The organism is Paenibacillus sp. p3-SID1389, assembly GCF_025151705.1.
Lineage (GTDB): Bacteria > Bacillota > Bacilli > Paenibacillales > Paenibacillaceae > Fontibacillus > Fontibacillus phoenicis.
On record NZ_JALXVO010000010.1, the window covers coordinates 89,510 to 106,018 of the forward strand.

Sequence of the window (16,509 nt, forward strand, 5' to 3'; positions counted from 1 at the left end):
CCATGTGGGATGGCCTTTTTCATCATACAACTATCAGATTCGCTCTCCATGACACACTTATACTTAACAGTAAATAATCAATCATCATTCCGACAATACGAGGTCAAGCCAGGATTGGGCCTCACGGTACAGAACGGGGTTGTTTTCTGGCGTATAGTAAGCCAGTATGGCCACTGCCTGGGATACAACCCATCCGCGGGCTCTCGTCCAGGTCGCGTCATCCGTCGGAAGATATTTGCGGAATGCGTCACGTGCCTCCGGCGAGTGTAACTTCCATGCGACCATGACATCGCATGCAGGATCACCCACGCCCATCGTATCCCAATCGATCACACCGGTAATTCGTTGATTACGCACGAGCCAGTTGCGCATATCAAGGTCGCCGTGATGCCAAACTGGCGGGCCGCTCCACGGAGGCGCAGCAAGCGCGGATTCCCACACCTTAGACACCGCCGCAACGTCGCCATCAAACCGTGCCAACCAGTATCGGAACCCCTCATCCCGCTCCGCCAAAGGAACACCGCGTCCCAGCGGCCCACCCGATGAATCGATTTGCTGCAGCGCTGCAACGAACCCCGCAAGATCACGCGCTGCCTGCATCGCGTCAATCTCCTCAATCGGCACCGACTCGCCCTCAACCCAGGTGTAAATATACCAATACCAAGGATATTCGCTGCTCGGATGCCCTAGAGCGATGGGTACAGGGACTTCTAGCGGAACCAACGGAGCAAGCTTGGGCAGCCAAGTAAACTCGCGGCTTTCTGGTGTCGCAGGCCCTTCCCGCCGCGCGAGCCGAACCGAATATTGGTTACCTAATCGAAAGATGGCGTTCACGGTGCCAGCTGGCTCGACCCGCCGCAGGGATAGATCTGACCATTGGGGAAACTGGGCAACCAGCAGACGGCGAACCAGCGCCTCATCCATTTCTATTTCGTCAGCATTTTTTCAGCCATGCGTCCCTACCTCCTTGGGGTTTTCCAAGAATTAAGGTATCAAAGAAATCACGAAATAAACAGATCATATCCAGTTATAGTTAAAAACCACCGCGTATTCTAATCAAAAAAAAAGCCAGCCTCATCATGTGAGACCAGCTACACTTTCTTGATGATATTCCCCCCACTTGACCATCATCTCTAAAACAGGGAGGAACGTCTTACCATGTTCGCTAAGTGAGTACTCCACTTTCGGGGGAACATGATTATAGACTGTTCGAATAACCAGTTTATCTCGTTCCAGGTCTCTTAGTTGTTCTGTAAGCATCTTACGCGTAATTTTAGAAATGGAGCGCTCGAGTTCATTAAATCGCTTGGGTCCTCTGAAACCGTCCGCCTGCTTGCAAAGCAACAACACCCTGCACGCGCACTAGTTCGAGACTTATCTCGTACGCCGCGTGAGTTCTCCGAGAATGGGATTGATATCGCCGTTGGCAACTTCGATCGTCCTGAAACTCTTGATGCAGCCATGCATGGCATTGAGACGGTCGTTTTAATTAGTCCTGCTGTACCGGACCAGGAAATCGCCGTGATTGACAGTGCTGTTCGCAACGGAATAAAACATATTATAAAGATCACGAATCATAAGGCTACGGCAGATTCCCCTGTTGATCGACGGCGTGGCCATGCGCGAGTTGAGGCGCATCTGAAGGCGACGGGGATCGACTATACTTTGCTTGCGCCGAATCTCTACATGCAGAATCTCTTCGCTGTCGCGCAGATGATTAAACAAACGAGAGGCTTCGTAATGTCTGCCGGTGATGGCAAGTTCGCCATGATCGATGCTCGCTACGTGGCCGCCACGGCCGCAACTATTGCCGTATCACGATCCACGCATGCAGGCCGTACTTATCTGCTCACCGGACCCGAATTGATTACTTATCACGATGTCGCACGTAAACTGTCTGACGCTCTGGGGTATACCGTCGAATACCGGTGAATCTCTCCCGCCGAGCATCAGAAAGCGATGATTCAGGCAGGGATTCCCGAGCCTGTTGCCACATCCAACGCCCAATTATTCGGTTTGATTGCCGAAGATGACGCCGCATGGATATCCGATGATGTGAAACGAGTTACGGGGATGTCCCCTCGTAATCTGGACCTCTTTCTCGCCGAGAACCTTCCCGCCTTCAAATAAGCGCAAAAACAGCACCAACTTAAAAGAAAAAAGGAGCGATCACCACGCGATCCGCTCCTAAAAACCTAGGGAGTTATTCTCTGCTCGATCCCATCGAGTAATAAGAGAATTCCCGAGTCAAAGAGTTCATCAGAACCAATTAAATTAAACATCCCTTCTTCGTACATCCGACGAAGCAGGTTGAATTGCGAGAAATCCCCGTGAATATCCTCCTTATTCCCTAACGATATCTGTACCATCCGTTGTTCATATTCTTCAACGACGAAGTTGATGACATAGTTAAGCAAATGGGTGATATATGAAAATTTTTGTTTATCCGTCAAGGAAGTAGGTTCGATCATCTGCAAGAGGCATTCGAGCAGTTCCATAAAATCAGCCTCTGGCTTCGACTTCATCAGAAGTTGACCCGAGCAGGGATACTGCTGGAGTTTCTTCCGAATCACCATGGCGCTGGTTTGAAGCCTCTCCCGCCAGTCACCTTGCTTGGGAAGATCACCTATGATCTCTCTTGAAACCAGGTTGGCTAAGGTTTGAATAAGGACCTGCTTACTCTCGAAGTACCAATAGATCGTAGGGGCTTGAACATTTAGCTCTTTACAAAGGCTTCTTATGGTAAAGTTTTCGATTCCTTGGTCGGAGAGAAGCCGCCACGAAGCTGCGATGATCTTCTCCTCGCTGATATGTGGCCTGCGTTGAGGCATAACAGACAATCCAACTCCATTCCATAGATTCTTATACAACTTATTATACTCGATTTAGAAAGGAGCCTAGTCAAGGATAAACGTAAAAACAAACCCCTATTCCTCCAACTCTACATCTTCCTCAGGCAACGGCTTCTGGTTGAACATGCTTTCCCCTGCTTTCGAGGAGAGGCGAACATCCCGCATCCCACGTTCAATCGCAGCCACCTCATAATCACGTAACGCTGACAAAAGTTCCTTTTTCCCGTCTTTGACGTTGATTAATTCTTTCGATAGCTCATAGGCATCAAAAAGTGCCGCGTTCCCGCCAATTCCAGCCGGTGTCATCGGATGCAAGGCGTCCCCCAGCAATACCAAAGAGGTGGTTTCTTTCCAAGGCTTATATGGCAAAACATTACGCAAGTGATAAACAGCCGTTTTCTCTGGCTCTGCGAGTTCCAACATCCGTTTGACTTGGGGATGCCAATGTTTGGTTTTCTCTTGAGCAAGGGACAACAATTCCGAACCATTCAATTGGAAAAGCTGCTCGTCAGGCATCCCAAACCACTCAGGCGAGCACGCAAACACAGCATACAAGTAATCCTGTTGTGGAGTAATTTTCACATTCAGGGACATGGATTCCGGCAATCGTTCCATATTCGGCTTGAAGGCCATTTCTTCAAGAAGCAGGGAAACCGGAGCCTCTCCTTCCGGGCTAAAAAGGCCTCTCATGCTGCCGTCCCCAATGAGCTGATCGAGTTCTTTTCTCCGAGTATCATCCAGAAATACTTTTGTATAAAGAGCTCTTCCCAAGGTATCAAAAATTTTCACCCCAGGTTTATACTGTTGGCGAACCTTCGATCCTCCCCCGTCAGCGCCAACAAGGACATCCGCATCGATATACTCTCCATTCTCAAACCAAGCTCTCAAGCGGCCGTTTTCCAACGTTTCATAATGGGTAAACCGATATCCGTAACGGATATGGTCATTGAGTTCACCAAGCAACACTTCTCTGAAAGTAAAACGATTGACGCCAGGCGTGATTTTCGCCTTGTTGTACATTGGGTGCTGTTCTTCCATCAGCTCGAGAGAAATTGGATTTAAGAAAATCGGGTGTTCCGGTCCCATGACGGAGGTTTCCATAAAGAGATCGTAAAGCTTCTCAGGCAGACAAAACCGCAGCGCACTCATTCCGTTGTCATTGATTTTGATACGATAACCGGTTTGAAGAAATTGTCCTTCCTGCTCGCGTTCACAAACTACAAAGTCAATGTGATGCTTCTTCAGACTTTGCGCTAATGCAAGTCCTCCGAGACCGCCGCCGACAATAACTGCAGAGAGTGATGTCATACGAGTCCTTCTTTCTATAACTTAGTTATATTTATATAACACCGTTATATTAAACCCGTTCTCCTCTGTTTGTCAATAGTTGTGTTCCTGGTATACTTCCCATCACCATGAGCATGATGATAAATATCGAAGTGACTCTTTTCACTGTATTTTTCATATCAGTCCTCCTCATCAACAAAAACAGACATCATATGCTAAAAAAATCAATCAATATAATACCACGGTTGAAAATCTATATATTGAAATGTAAAGAAAACTTTAAGTTTGTGCCTGCCTTCGCCTTATTTATGATACGGTTCACCGTATCTATTGATATGGTAAACTGAATAAAGCTGAAATACAAAGCTGAGGGGCCCGGAATGTATCCAAGGCCCCTCATGCTCATATCTTTACCACAGCTTCAGCTTGCTGAATTTGCTTGGTCAAATTAGCTATCTCTGCTTCTCTGTCCCACATTACACTTGAACGTCCTGCTATTATCATTTCTGATTTTAACAATACCTCATCTTTATTATACATATACCTGAATTGCAGCGGTTCACCTGTTTCTTCATCTTTGCAGTACATATCAACGATGATCATTTGATCTCGTTTGTACAGGGAAATCTCATCATAATTTGCTTCGCTAATATTGTTCGCCAACACAAAAGGAGGAACCCCCTTATTGGCAAGAACATGTGCTAACTTCACTTTTAATTCCTGCACATTAAGCAATTGTTACCCTCCTTTCGGTTAATAAACTCATTCTAAAGTCTTTCCGCTAAATACGCCACATATTTTTCTGCCAGTGGCCTTGCTTGCTTGAAGTCGGCGATAGACCATTGTTTTCTTGGATACCCAATTGCTTTTAGCAACTGGTCATTAATTATTTTGACGCATAGGCCGTCTAAAGCCAGATTCGTATCGCGATAGTATCCCAACTTGATAGCAATCTCTTCTGCTTTCCCTTTAGGATTTAGACCCTTTGCAGTTAATATTTCCGCAATCCCGTTTTCAATGTATGTTTTTAACTCTTGTCGCCGCTCTTTTAATTCAAGGTCAGGTCTTTTTGACTTCGCAATATCTTCAAACGTAGACCCTTCAATAAGCTTGATCATTTCGTCAGTAATCGGAATGCCCTTTGACCTTAACGCGTCTAATGCTTCTTCCGTTTTATTTCTGCTCTGACGAATAGCCTCTTCATATGCTTCCAATATGGTTTCATCGCCTATAAATGTCTTAAGTTCTTCTCTGAAGGTTCCCGACTGCCTAGCTTCCCCAACGTCAGGTTCTGAATGACCGTCACTTTCAGACCCTCCACCTTCATTTTCCTCAAATATTTTTTCCAACCGGTCAATGATCTCTGCTTTTTGTTGTTCTTTACTGTAGTATTCCCAAAGCTCATCTAGACCAAGTGCATTGTGATATACGAGATGAGCAACATTATCTATCGCGGGTTCCTTCGCATCCGGAATTGAGCGTAGTGCTCTTCCTGCAAATTGTGCATACGCTGATAAGCTCTTAAACGGGCGGAATATCGCAGCAACAGAGATATACGGGTGGTCATATCCTTCACCAAGCATACCTACGTTTACAATCACTTGTGTGCGATCATTGTGAAAATCGATTCTTTCCCGGTCCTGCTCTGAAGGTTCCATGTCACTGTGTACAATGGATGCGGGACATCCAACAGCTTCGTATAGCTGCTTAATCTCCCTAGCATGTTCAATGGAACAAGCTACAGCGATAATCTTGTGAGGTACTCCTGTCGCCTCCCTCTTCTCCGTCATAATTTGAAGGCTTCTTCTTACAACCGCTTCGCTGCACTGAGTCGAATACGCTACCGTTCTCTCCACCCAGTCACTGTCTTTTAATTTTAATACTTCTTCCAATGTAACTTCTTCTTCGTAACCTTGTACTTTGAAAGTCAATTGATCTGGAATGTACTCTTTTTTAACAAGCTGCTTCACATAACCTTTTATCATCGCTCGACTTAGCGGATATGAGTAAACGTCCTCAGCATAGATTTCCTTCTTATCCGATCTAAAAGGAGTGCCAGTTATTTTAACGATTTTTGCCGAATTGAAGTACTCTTCCATCTCTACCCATGATGCTGCTGGAGAATGATGTGCCTCGTCGATAATAATCATATCGAAGAAATCCCGCGGCACCTTCTGCAACAATGAACTTGCATTGTGGGACTGAAGTCGATGAATATTGGTAATCACAATTTTTGCTTGTTCCAGCGTTCGAGGATCACCTTCGTATTCAATAACTTCAGGTAAATTCGATGGAACATTAATGACCTTTCGATTCCACCAAAAATTATGTTCATATCTTGGGTCAAGACTATCAGTAACAGTATTGCGGATTGTCCGATTTGGAGTAACGATTAGCACCCTATTTTGTGCTATGCCGTATGGCAGGATGGCCATTAAACCCGTTTTACCAACTCCTGTTGGTAGAGTAACTAACGCCGGCTTGTGATCAACTGGTGACTCAAAATATTCCTTCACTCTCAAGTACCCCTGCACTTGTGGCTCTCGTAGATTAGGATTTCCCTCAATATGAGCAAATGTATTTTGGAAGTACATATAAGCCCCCCTCCGGCCATTTGTTATATTACACATTTCCACATTATCCCTTGAATTCCTGCCATCTTAGATTGATAACCCAAAAGAAAAGCCGGTGTTCAGCAACGATTGAACCCCGGCTCAATGCTAAATTATTACCCCTTTACAATTTCCAATAGCTTCTCATAACTGTTTACCACATCATACTTCAACTGCCCTGTATTCAGCTTAGCAAAGTGCTTGCGTGCACATTCAATCTTCGTCTTCTCCACTTCACGCAGTTCCATCGAGTCCATAGACCCCTTTGTTTCTGCGATGAAGTAGATATGCTTGACATCGCCTTCTTTGAACACAATCGCCCAGTCCGGGTTGTAGTCGCCAACTGGAGTAGGAATATAGAATCCTCGCGGCAGCTTAGCATAAACCTGTACCTCTTTGCTCGTATCAAGCTCTTTAGCAAATGCCCGCTCAATCTTGGAATCTGTTACGACGTAATCATAAATATGCTTTTCAACAGAGATGGCGTTCAGACCCAGTTGTCCCTTCAAGTTGTTCTTCGTAAACACATCCGTATGGAACGTATCATTAATTACATCGTAAGTTATGGATTCAATAATCGTGGTAGCCTTCTGTTCGTTAATAAGCTTGGACGCCCGAATAATAAACTCCTCCGGATTCTTCCGGAACAACAGGAAGGTAGACGGTTTAATACCCTTCAAGATGGCGACAATTGTCTTCCGGGTCAGCCGCGTTTCATCCATCATCTTGCCGATCAAGTCGTACTTGATCTTTGATATAGCAGGCCCGTTCACGTACTCCGTTTGCGTTTCCCGTGTTACAAATGCCTCGCCTTGCTTGAGTTGCTCCCGAGACTCTATTTCCTTCATTTCGCCGTGTTTAATTGCGTAGCGGATGTCTGGCACCTGCAAATTCATGTCTAATGCCAGGATACACTTCCGTACCAACTCATCGGAATCAAATCGAACGGTATAGACAGATTTTTTGTTGATCCGGTTCCACAACTCCTTGAACTCTTGCTTATAGAAGTTGTTGTTAACCTTCACCGAAACGATATTGCGATTCCGATCATTCTCCGCCATATCTGCCTTGCCTTCTACGTAGATGGATTTAACCAGTTCGATGAGCGATTCTTGAAATTCACGCAGTTCATCGGGCAGCTTGACCGTTTGATCGTTAACGGCGGCAAAGTAGTCGTCCGTCAAACGAAATTCATCATCGACATAGCCATTTTTTATAAAGGCAAATTGCAGCTTGTTTGCCAGCTTCTCATCGATACTTAATTGTTCGCCGCGGGCATTGGTAAGCACTTTATTCAGGAAGAAATCCACGTTAGCCTTACGTGGCCGATCCGACAATGTAGCGGCAATCTCGCTTTGTAGCTGCTTGGCAAACTCTTCGTAGGACTCGCTTGCAACAACGGTAAGTGAATTAATTTCGTGAACATCAATACCGGGGATGCTGGAGTCGATCCGTTCACCGTATTTATTCACGCACAGTCGCAGTCCACGCCCAACTTCCTGCCGTTTCTTGATCGTGGAGTCGCTATGTTTGAGCGTACATATCTGGAATACGTTCGGGTTGTCCCAGCCTTCCTTTAACGCCGAGTGCGAGAAAATAAACCGTGTCGGTTCCTCGAAGCTGAGAAGCCGTTCCTTATCCCGCATGATCAAGTCGTAGGCATCAACATCATCAGAATCCGTCTCTCTTGCGGACACTTTGGAATCAACAAACCTGTTGCTTTTCTTGTCAATGGAGAAGTAGCCTTTATGCGTACTCTTTACCTGAATCGAATTCAAATATTGAATGTATGGGTCATCCGCAAACAACGACAGCTGTTCATTTAGAAGCTCCATATATTCTTCTTCAAAAATGTCAGCGTACTCTCCATTCTTCTCGTTGCCGTCTTTATCATATTGCCGGTACTTGGCGACTTCATCAATAAAGAAGAGTGAGAGCACTTTGATTCCTTTATGGAATAGCACCCGCTCCTTTTCGAAGTGAGATTTCAACGTCTCTCGAATCTGAATTCGGCGGAAATGAAGCTCGCTGACATCGCCCTGTACATCACCGGCGTACAGCGTAACACCATTGATGAAACTGATGCTGTTATTCTGTCCGTTAATTTCCGATACTTTATAGCCTTTATATTGCTCCAGATGATCGGACAACTGATAGAGGTCATCGCCCGTCACGATTTTCTTGGAGACTTTGGTTAATCCTGTCTTGGTTCGTTTTTCATATTCAAGACGGGCTACAGGAGCGTGCTTATCACTGACATCTACGCCTTCAAGATATAAATAGCTGTTGATTCCACTGGTTCCTTTTACAGAGATGCCTTTGACGCTGATCTTCTTGACCAGCTTCATGTTATACGCATCCAGAGCATCGAGGCGATAAACCTTGTTATAGTCCTCCCGGTGTGTTGCCGAATACCGCAGCGTAAACAACGGTTTGAAATCTTTAAGTGCTTCCTTCGTCTTCTGACCTTCCACCGATTGAGGCTCGTCGATTATCAATATTGGATTTGTGCTGGCGATAACATCAATCGGACGCCGAGAGTTAAAGTCATCCAGCTCCATGGAAATTCTTCGTGCATCTTTACCCCTCGCATTAAACGCTTGTGAGTTGATGATCATGACATTGATCCCAGCGTCGCTGGCAAACTTCTCGATTTGATGCAATTGCTTTGAATTATAGACAAAATACCTAGCCTTTGACCCGTATTCAGACATGAAATGGTCTTCGGTGATCTGAAACGTCTTCAGCACACCCTCCCGAATGGCGATCGACGGGACAACGATGATGAATTTGCTCCAGCCGTATTTTTTATACAGTTCGTACATCGTCCGAATATAGGTGTAGGTTTTTCCCGTACCGGTTTCCATCTCAACTGTAAGGTTGTATTTGCCTTCAAGCCGTTCGGACAATTTCAAGCCATTTTGCCGTTGTATGGCCTGAATATTACTCAACACTTCCTGATCAATAAGTTTAATAGGATTGTTCTTGAAGCCATAATCAGACTCACCGCTTGTGGTTTGAAACAAATCTCCCATTTCCACGCTTTTCTGCCTGCGTCCTTTATCAAGCGTAAACCGAGAGGATTCGTTCGGCTGCCCTTGGAACACGTCTACAATACTCTTGACCGCATCCAATTGAAATTGTTGATGTTTGAATTTGATTTTCATCGCTGCTCACCTTCCTTACAGCACTTGAATTTCGGTGCTCGGAGAGAGCAGCTTGAACAGTTCTTCCACATTGATGCGGGCCGAATCATCCCGGAACGAACTATCGCGGAATACAACCCTGAGCGGTTGATCCGCCGCGATTTTCTTAATGACCGATTCTGGAACCTCTTCATCGAAGCAAGCGATTAAGGAATTCTCGGCAACGTAGTGGACGGTTTTGCCTTCGATTTCCTTGGTCTCCATTGGCAGGGAAAGCTCTAACCCGCATTCCAGCATCACCTGGATGAGCAAATCCTCGCCTGTACGGTCTTCCTTAATGTTGGATGACAGATCGTCCAGATTCATCTGACCCAACTTGTCCGGCGTGTAGTACACGTCCTTCATGTTGCTGGAGTCTACACGGAACACGCGAAAACCGTAATCGATGTCTGCCCCTGTTTCTTCTTTGATCTTTTTCGCGGCACGGCGAATACGTTCTTTGCCGATTTCACAGATGTTTTTGTATCCAGACTTGTATGCATCTGATGTTTCGTCCGTGCTTTCAGGCAATTGAACCATGATGAATTTTCTGTTACCACCATCTTCTGCGTTTATCTGCATAACCGCATGAGCTGTAGTGGCCGAACCTGAAAAGAAATCAAGTACTATCTCTTCATTTTTTCCGTTGGTGGACAATTCCAAAATTCTTTTAATTAAACCTACTGGCTTAGGTGTATCGAAGGGAACTGCGTTATCAAACAAATCTTTAAGGCATTTATTTCCGTCTCTTGTTGTTCCAACTTCCTTCCCAAACCAGATCGTCTCTGGAGCCCTGCCTTCCAAATCATCTAGGTATATCTTGCGTATGATTTTAGTTTCATCTTGGTTAAAAATGATTTCGCCGGTGCTAATTTTTTTCTCTACTGTTTCCTTACTCCACCTCCAGCCGTTTGCAGGTGGGCTTATTATTTTCCCAGAGGGAGTTACGATATCATATATCAGATTTGGTCTATAGAGTGCATTCCTAACGTCTCCTGATCTCCAAGGGCCTCTTGGATCATTATCAGGGTTTGAATAAGCTTTGTTGTGTTCCTCTGTTCTATCCAAAGACTCCAAAGAGTAGTCCATTGATTTTGCATAAATGAGTATATAATTATGGTGAACTGAAAATTTCCCCAAGTAACCTTTCGGTTGTATACTGTGTTGCCATATTACGTTTGCAATAAAGTTATCCATTCCATATATTTCATCACACATTTTTTTCATGTTGTCTACTTCTTTATCATCGATACTGATAAAAATAACTCCATCATCTCTTAGCAAATTTCGAGCTATTTTCAATCTCGGGTACATCATGGATAACCAGTCGCTATGGAAACGTCCATTTGATTCTAAGTTTTGAACAAGTCTATTTCCGTTTTGATCCACCTGGCCGGACTCTTCGATATACTCATCCAAAGATAACTTAAAAGTATCCTTATAAATGAAATCCTTACCTGTATTGTAGGGCGGGTCTATATAAATACATTTTACTTTGTTCAAGTACGATTCTTGCAATAGTTTTAACGCTTCGAGGTTGTCACCTTCGATGTACATATTTTGGGTACTATCCCAATCAACACTATCAGTTTTGATAGGTCTTAATGTCTTATCAATAGGTGTATTCGCGTTGAGAATAGCCTCTTTCTTCCCTGGCCATGTCAGTTGATACCGTTCTTTTTCACCTTCAACCAGGACATCGGAAAGTTCCTGTTTCAACAAATCAAAATCGACCGCTCGTTTGATTTTTCCTTTTTCATCTCTGGCTTCGGTAATCACGTTGGGGAACAACTCTGCAATCTTGTCGATATTGACTTGAGTCAAATCAACCGATTTCATTGTCAATTTGTTCATTGGTTTGACCTCCAGTTACTTAATCAAGAAGTTGATTCAGTTCTTTTCTCTTGCGTTGTAGTTCCATGTTTAATTCGACTTTGCGGTTGAATTGTTTTTCAGCCCGAATCTTGGACTCTAGCCGGTGGCATTCTTGCGTCAGCTTGTCAATTTGGGCTTGCCGCTCCAAAACGGCTGTAAGCTCGATTTCCGGCTTCACCTTAATGGGAAGCAGTTGACGGATGATGTTCTCGTAAACAGCCTTTAGATTGAGTCCTTGGAGAATGTCGAGTTTGATACTTTCGATCGGCTGCCAGTCCGTCTCATGGTAAGAACGGACGACAGACCGATTTTCGTCGGTCTGATTTCGTTCTTTATACGCGATGGCAAGCTTGCCCTGCCCCTCATACATCAGTACATGCAAGATAGGATAGGGAATCGCCTTATCTATGCTCCGTAGCAATTCAAGGGAGTAAGATTGCTCCTTCAAATGAACTTCAAATATCTGAATTTCTTCAATATTCTCTTTCGGTTCAAGACGAATCGTGTCCTTGGATAGCTTGTGCTTCCAGATGATCGATTCGACTTGTTCGGTAAACAGTTCTTTGAGGTGATGATTTGCTTGCAACTTCTCATAAAATTTGTTCTTCGGAATTTTACGGTTTACAAGCGTGCTTGAAGGCAATTGAAACATCACGCATTCACCTGCCTGATAACGACAAAGGTGATGAGTTCAAAGTCCTCAAGCCCTTTAATCGAGTCGATTAGTGCCGTCGTCCCGCCGCTACTGAACAAGCTGTCCAGATCGTTTTCTTCTTTCACCTGTACAATCGAGCGGATGGTTTCTTGGAGCAGCAAGGAATACATGTCCATCTTCTTGCCGTCTTTCGTCGCTTGATTGAAGCTGCGGCAAGCATCCATCATTGGTTCGGATTGGCCTCTGCACATAGCTCGCAGGATATCAAGTGTCTTTTTGACATCCATATGATTGGTGACGACTTCACCATCTTCGCTCATGTAGACGAGATAGAAGGGATGCAGCCGGTTCTGCTTGTCGGGATTCAGTTCCTCATTGACGTTGCGAAGAACAAAGATGACGCCGGGCTTTGCTCCCTTCTCTTCGTCAGCAGCCACAACCGCATGCAGTCCGCTCGGAACGGAATCAAGTTCTCCGTTCTCCTTGACATAGTTCACCAAGTCCATGCGAAAATCGTTCAGGCCCAAATCGGTGATGGAGACGCCCGTGTTCATATCATCCAGATCGACGACTTCCTTCTGCAAACGATGAAGCTGCTGCTTCCGATATTCCAGATCGCTGGATTGATTGAACAGGACGTTATCATCGCCAGTCGCCGTCATATCCATGATGACCATCCGATTCTCGACCCGCTCTTTTAACTGAATGTATTCATCCAGCGTCATGTTGGGCCAGAAGTTCACCAATTGAATCTCCTTGTTCTGCGACCCGATCCGGTCTATCCGACCGAATCGCTGAATAATTCGCACCGGATTCCAGTGAATGTCATAGTTGATGAGATAGTCACAATCTTGCAAGTTTTGCCCTTCGGATATGCAGTCGGAAGCGATAAGCAGATCAATCTCGCCTTTGACATCCGGCATGGTCAGTTTCTTCTCCTTGGATCGAGGCGAGAAGCAAGTCAGCAATGTGCTGATATCATTCCGCAAACCGGTGGTGTTTTTGTTCTCGTCGCTGCCGACGATTTTGGCCGTATCGATATTGTACTTGGCCTTCATATACTCCGACAAATGCGTGTACAAGTACGCTGCGGTATCCGTGAATGCACTGAAAATGATGACCTTGCGGTTACCGGGATTGATCGGGTGATTGATTTTGTGATCAATCACCTGCTTCAATGTGTTTAGCTTCGCATCGTGTTCAGGCGTTACTTTCCGCATTTCAGACAGCAAGGCAGAAAGAATGTTGTGGTCGTTCATCAAATCTTCTTTCCAGCGAAGAACATCCATATCGGACAAATTGATCTTGATCGTATCCCCGATGCTGAAATCATCGTCCAGCCAATCGTCATCGTCAAGATTGGCATCCTCAATATCGGTATAACCTACAGCATCGGACTTCCCGCTTCGCTCGAATGCTTCGATTTGCTGAAGCGTCTGATCGATTTTGGAGACAATCTTGGAAAGGGTCAATCGGAACGACTCCACCGAACTTTCCAGGCGTTTCAGCAGGTTGATCCGCATCAAAATCTGCAAACTGCCTTCGCGATCCATCTGCCTGAAGTTCCCGCTCCCGCCCCTTACGCTGGTGTCATACAACTCTTCATAGAAACGCAGTCGGCTCGGTTGAATATATTTGAATGGTGCATAGATGCCGAGATTGATTCTGGATAACTCTATAAAAATTTCATTATACCCGATAACATCCGCTCTGTCGGTCAAATCGCAAAACTTCGAGAGAGGCGGCAGCCGTCTGGGGAACTCGCCGATCTCCTCCGCTTTGTAATACTTCTGGATATGCTTGCGTGACCGAGCGATCGTCAAGCTGTCCAGCAGCTCAAAAAAGTCGAAGTCGAGCATACCAAGAAGCGTCTCCGTTGTACGTTCAGCAACATCCATCTTAGACCACTGGTTAAACGCGGACTGGGCTCGTTTGAAGATGTCGTTAATCCCCCGCTCCGTGCCCAACTTGCTGTTGATTTCCTCTGGATTTCCTTCATAAGCCAAGGCAAGCTGGTTGCGAAGATCTATGAACTTGTTGTTCACCGGAGTAGCGGAGAGCATGAGCACTTTCGTTTTCACGCCGCTTTTTAACACTTTCCGCATCAGCTTCTGATACCGCGTCTCTTTATCTTTCTTGGCTTCGTTGTTACGGAAATTATGCGACTCATCAATGACGAGCAGATCGTAATTACCCCAGTTCAACCGATCAAGGGGGATTTTATTCGATTCCCCTCTTTCCCGCGATATGTCCGTATGGTAGAGTACATCATAGCGGAATCGGTCAGCATACAAAATATTGTTGGTTACATTCTGTTTATAGGTAAGCCAGTTGTCGCCGAGTTTTTTGGGACATAGCAACAACACGGACTTGTTGCGAAGTTCATAGTATTTGATGATACCAAGAGCCGTAAATGTTTTTCCCAGACCAACGCTGTCTGCAAGGATGCATCCGTTGTACTTTTCCAGTTTATTGATCGCACCAAGAACCGCGTCTTTCTGGAAATGATAGAGACGTTTCCAGATTTCCGTCTCTTTGAATCCAGTTGCTTCGTTGGGCAATATGTCTTCTGTGATGTCTGATAGGAACTCGTTGAAGATATTGTACAAAATGACGTAGTAAATGAACTCCGGAGAGTTCTCTTTATACACCGATGAAATATGCTCCACAACTTGGTTCGTGACATCTTCAAGCTTGCTTTTGTCATTCCATACCTGATCGAACAGATCGAAATACATTTTGGTAAACGGAGCTTCTGTGAACTTGTTCACCATCTTGGAGAGAGCATTGCCCTTTTCATAACCAAGATCAACGGTCGTAAAGCCATCGATTGGCATATAGGTGATCGGCTCGTTTGCATTCTGCAAATTCAGCATGCCTTGCATCGAGCCGGAAGTACGGTTCGATTTGAACGTGACTTTTTTACGAATCCAGTCACTGCATTCTTTTGCAATCGCTTTGAGTGTCAATTCGTTTTTGAGCCGGATTTCAAATTCGGTGCCGTACAAGCTTTTTTCCCGGTTCCGTTTCGGAATATAAAATTCCCGCTTCTCCTTCTTTATACTATCCGCAATAAAGGTGGGAGAGGTGAAGATGAACCGGACTTCTTCCACCTGATTCAGTTCTCTCATTAAGGCTTCGTATGCATAAATGGAGAAGCATGATGCAGCAATCAATACCTTGCTTCCTTTACGAACCTCTAGTTTCAAATTTTCGCCGAGAAGATTGTCGATATTATTGATGATTTCCATAGTTCACCTCTTGTTCCGCCCGAAACCACGCAACTTTTCCTATTCGACATCCCCCGTTGAAATTCCTTGTTTGAAGTAGTTCTGATTTCCTATTTGAGGAAATATATTGTTCGATGTTATGATCGAGTGGTCCCCTCGCATCGATGGAAAGAATTCACGACTAAATACGACTGACTTTCAAACAACTGCTAATGTTTATTCCCACGTTACGAAGAAGCTTGCTGATGAAGCAGTAAGCAAGCTCGAAAAATTTCGTCCCCAATCCGTCTCCAATCCAGATTATTTATGATATTTAATCCCTTTATTTATAGTAACTACGCGGTATATCTGTTCCGCCAACACCAGGCGCATGAGCTGGTGGGGCAGCGTCATGCGCCCGAACGACAGCCGCTGCTGCGCGCGGCGGAGCACCGCATCGGCGAGCCCGTGGCTGCCGCCGATGACGAACACGACATGGCTCGTCCCGTAGGTGCCGAGCCGGTCCAAACACGCGGCCAGCTCCTCCGAGCTCCAGAGCTGGCCGTCAATCGCGAGCGCGATAACATGCGCGTCGCTCTTGATCTGCGCGAGGATGCGTTCGCCCTCGCGCTCCTTGACGCCGATGAGCTCCGCCTCGCTCATCGTCTCCGGCGCTTTCTCGTCGGGGACCTCCACGACTTGAAATTTCACGTAAGGCGCCAGGCGCTTGGCGTACTCCGCAATGCCCTGGACCAGATATTTTTCCTTCAATTTGCCGACCGCCACGATTTGAATCTGCACCGTAACATCCTCCGTTATCGTCCGTCCGAAGTG

At 45.5% G+C, this 16,509-nt stretch carries 12 protein-coding genes; 1 reads left to right on the forward strand and 11 read right to left on the reverse strand.

The window, feature by feature from the left end; genetic code table 11:
- Positions 1-84: 84 nt before the first annotated feature.
- Both M3G15_RS06645 and M3G15_RS21640 read right to left on the reverse strand, forming a co-directional pair.
- Positions 85-924: an aminoglycoside phosphotransferase family protein gene (locus tag M3G15_RS06645; protein ID WP_260070438.1), complete on the reverse strand. Its 840-nt coding sequence runs from the start codon at positions 922-924 to the stop codon at positions 85-87.
- A gap of 153 nt (positions 925-1,077) precedes the next feature.
- On the reverse strand, positions 1,078-1,260 hold the full coding sequence (locus tag M3G15_RS21640; protein ID WP_232282215.1) for a winged helix-turn-helix transcriptional regulator: 183 nt from the start codon (positions 1,258-1,260) through the stop codon (positions 1,078-1,080).
- On the opposite strand from M3G15_RS21640, the gene M3G15_RS06650 reads away from it, so the two are divergent.
- On the forward strand, positions 1,246-1,932 hold the full coding sequence (locus tag M3G15_RS06650) for an NmrA family NAD(P)-binding protein (RefSeq protein ID WP_009223399.1): 687 nt from the start codon (positions 1,246-1,248) through the stop codon (positions 1,930-1,932). The two genes, M3G15_RS21640 and M3G15_RS06650, sit on opposite strands and share 15 nt — an antisense overlap.
- 263 nt (positions 1,933-2,195) lie before the next feature.
- Here the strand turns inward: M3G15_RS06650 and M3G15_RS06655 are convergent, their stop codons facing one another.
- From M3G15_RS06655 to rlmH, 9 genes are all read right to left on the reverse strand, one after another.
- Positions 2,196-2,831, reverse strand: coding sequence for a TetR/AcrR family transcriptional regulator C-terminal domain-containing protein (locus M3G15_RS06655; RefSeq protein ID WP_009223398.1), 636 nt, complete (start codon positions 2,829-2,831; stop codon positions 2,196-2,198).
- Between the two features lie 96 nt (positions 2,832-2,927).
- Entirely contained in the window at positions 2,928-4,160 is a 1,233-nt protein-coding gene (locus M3G15_RS06660) for an FAD-dependent oxidoreductase (RefSeq protein WP_260070439.1), read from the reverse strand.
- Between the two features lie 381 nt (positions 4,161-4,541).
- Positions 4,542-4,874, reverse strand: a complete 333-nt coding sequence (locus M3G15_RS06665) for a hypothetical protein (RefSeq protein WP_260070440.1) — start codon at positions 4,872-4,874, stop codon at positions 4,542-4,544.
- A 32-nt stretch (positions 4,875-4,906) separates the two neighbouring features.
- On the reverse strand, positions 4,907-6,733 hold the full coding sequence (locus M3G15_RS06670; protein ID WP_260070441.1) for a DEAD/DEAH box helicase: 1,827 nt from the start codon (positions 6,731-6,733) through the stop codon (positions 4,907-4,909).
- A gap of 134 nt (positions 6,734-6,867) precedes the next feature.
- Positions 6,868-9,918, reverse strand: coding sequence for a type III restriction-modification system endonuclease (locus tag M3G15_RS06675; protein WP_260070442.1), 3,051 nt, complete (start codon positions 9,916-9,918; stop codon positions 6,868-6,870).
- Between the two features lie 15 nt (positions 9,919-9,933).
- A complete protein-coding gene (locus M3G15_RS06680; RefSeq protein ID WP_260070443.1) occupies positions 9,934-11,790 on the reverse strand; it encodes a site-specific DNA-methyltransferase in 1,857 nt (618 codons plus the stop codon).
- A 19-nt stretch (positions 11,791-11,809) separates the two neighbouring features.
- Positions 11,810-12,463, reverse strand: a complete 654-nt coding sequence (locus tag M3G15_RS06685; protein ID WP_260070444.1) for a DUF4391 domain-containing protein — start codon at positions 12,461-12,463, stop codon at positions 11,810-11,812.
- Positions 12,463-15,717, reverse strand: a complete 3,255-nt coding sequence (locus M3G15_RS06690; RefSeq protein WP_260070445.1) for a helicase-related protein — start codon at positions 15,715-15,717, stop codon at positions 12,463-12,465. The genes M3G15_RS06685 and M3G15_RS06690 overlap by 1 nt, the downstream gene beginning before the upstream one ends.
- Before the next feature lie 279 nt (positions 15,718-15,996).
- Positions 15,997-16,476 (reverse strand): 23S rRNA (pseudouridine(1915)-N(3))-methyltransferase RlmH, encoded by a 480-nt coding sequence (gene rlmH, locus M3G15_RS06695; RefSeq protein ID WP_260070450.1) that lies wholly within the window; start codon positions 16,474-16,476, stop codon positions 15,997-15,999.
- Between the last annotated feature and the right edge of the window lie 33 nt (positions 16,477-16,509).

Excerpts from the sequence above, each read along its gene's own strand:
- M3G15_RS06645 (WP_260070438.1), bottom strand. The coding sequence starts at position 924 with ATGGATGAGGCGCTGGTTCGCCGTCTGCTGGTTGCCCAGTTTCCCCAA.
- M3G15_RS21640 (WP_232282215.1), bottom strand. The coding sequence starts at position 1,260 with ATGCTTACAGAACAACTAAGAGACCTGGAACGAGATAAACTGGTTATT.
- M3G15_RS06655 (WP_009223398.1), bottom strand. The coding sequence starts at position 2,831 with ATGCCTCAACGCAGGCCACATATCAGCGAGGAGAAGATCATCGCAGCT.
- M3G15_RS06660 (WP_260070439.1), bottom strand. The coding sequence starts at position 4,160 with ATGACATCACTCTCTGCAGTTATTGTCGGCGGCGGTCTCGGAGGACTT.
- M3G15_RS06670 (WP_260070441.1), bottom strand. The coding sequence starts at position 6,733 with ATGTACTTCCAAAATACATTTGCTCATATTGAGGGAAATCCTAATCTA.
- M3G15_RS06675 (WP_260070442.1), bottom strand. The coding sequence starts at position 9,918 with ATGAAAATCAAATTCAAACATCAACAATTTCAATTGGATGCGGTCAAG.
- M3G15_RS06680 (WP_260070443.1), bottom strand. The coding sequence starts at position 11,790 with ATGAACAAATTGACAATGAAATCGGTTGATTTGACTCAAGTCAATATC.
- M3G15_RS06685 (WP_260070444.1), bottom strand. The coding sequence starts at position 12,463 with ATGTTTCAATTGCCTTCAAGCACGCTTGTAAACCGTAAAATTCCGAAG.
- M3G15_RS06690 (WP_260070445.1), bottom strand. The coding sequence starts at position 15,717 with ATGGAAATCATCAATAATATCGACAATCTTCTCGGCGAAAATTTGAAA.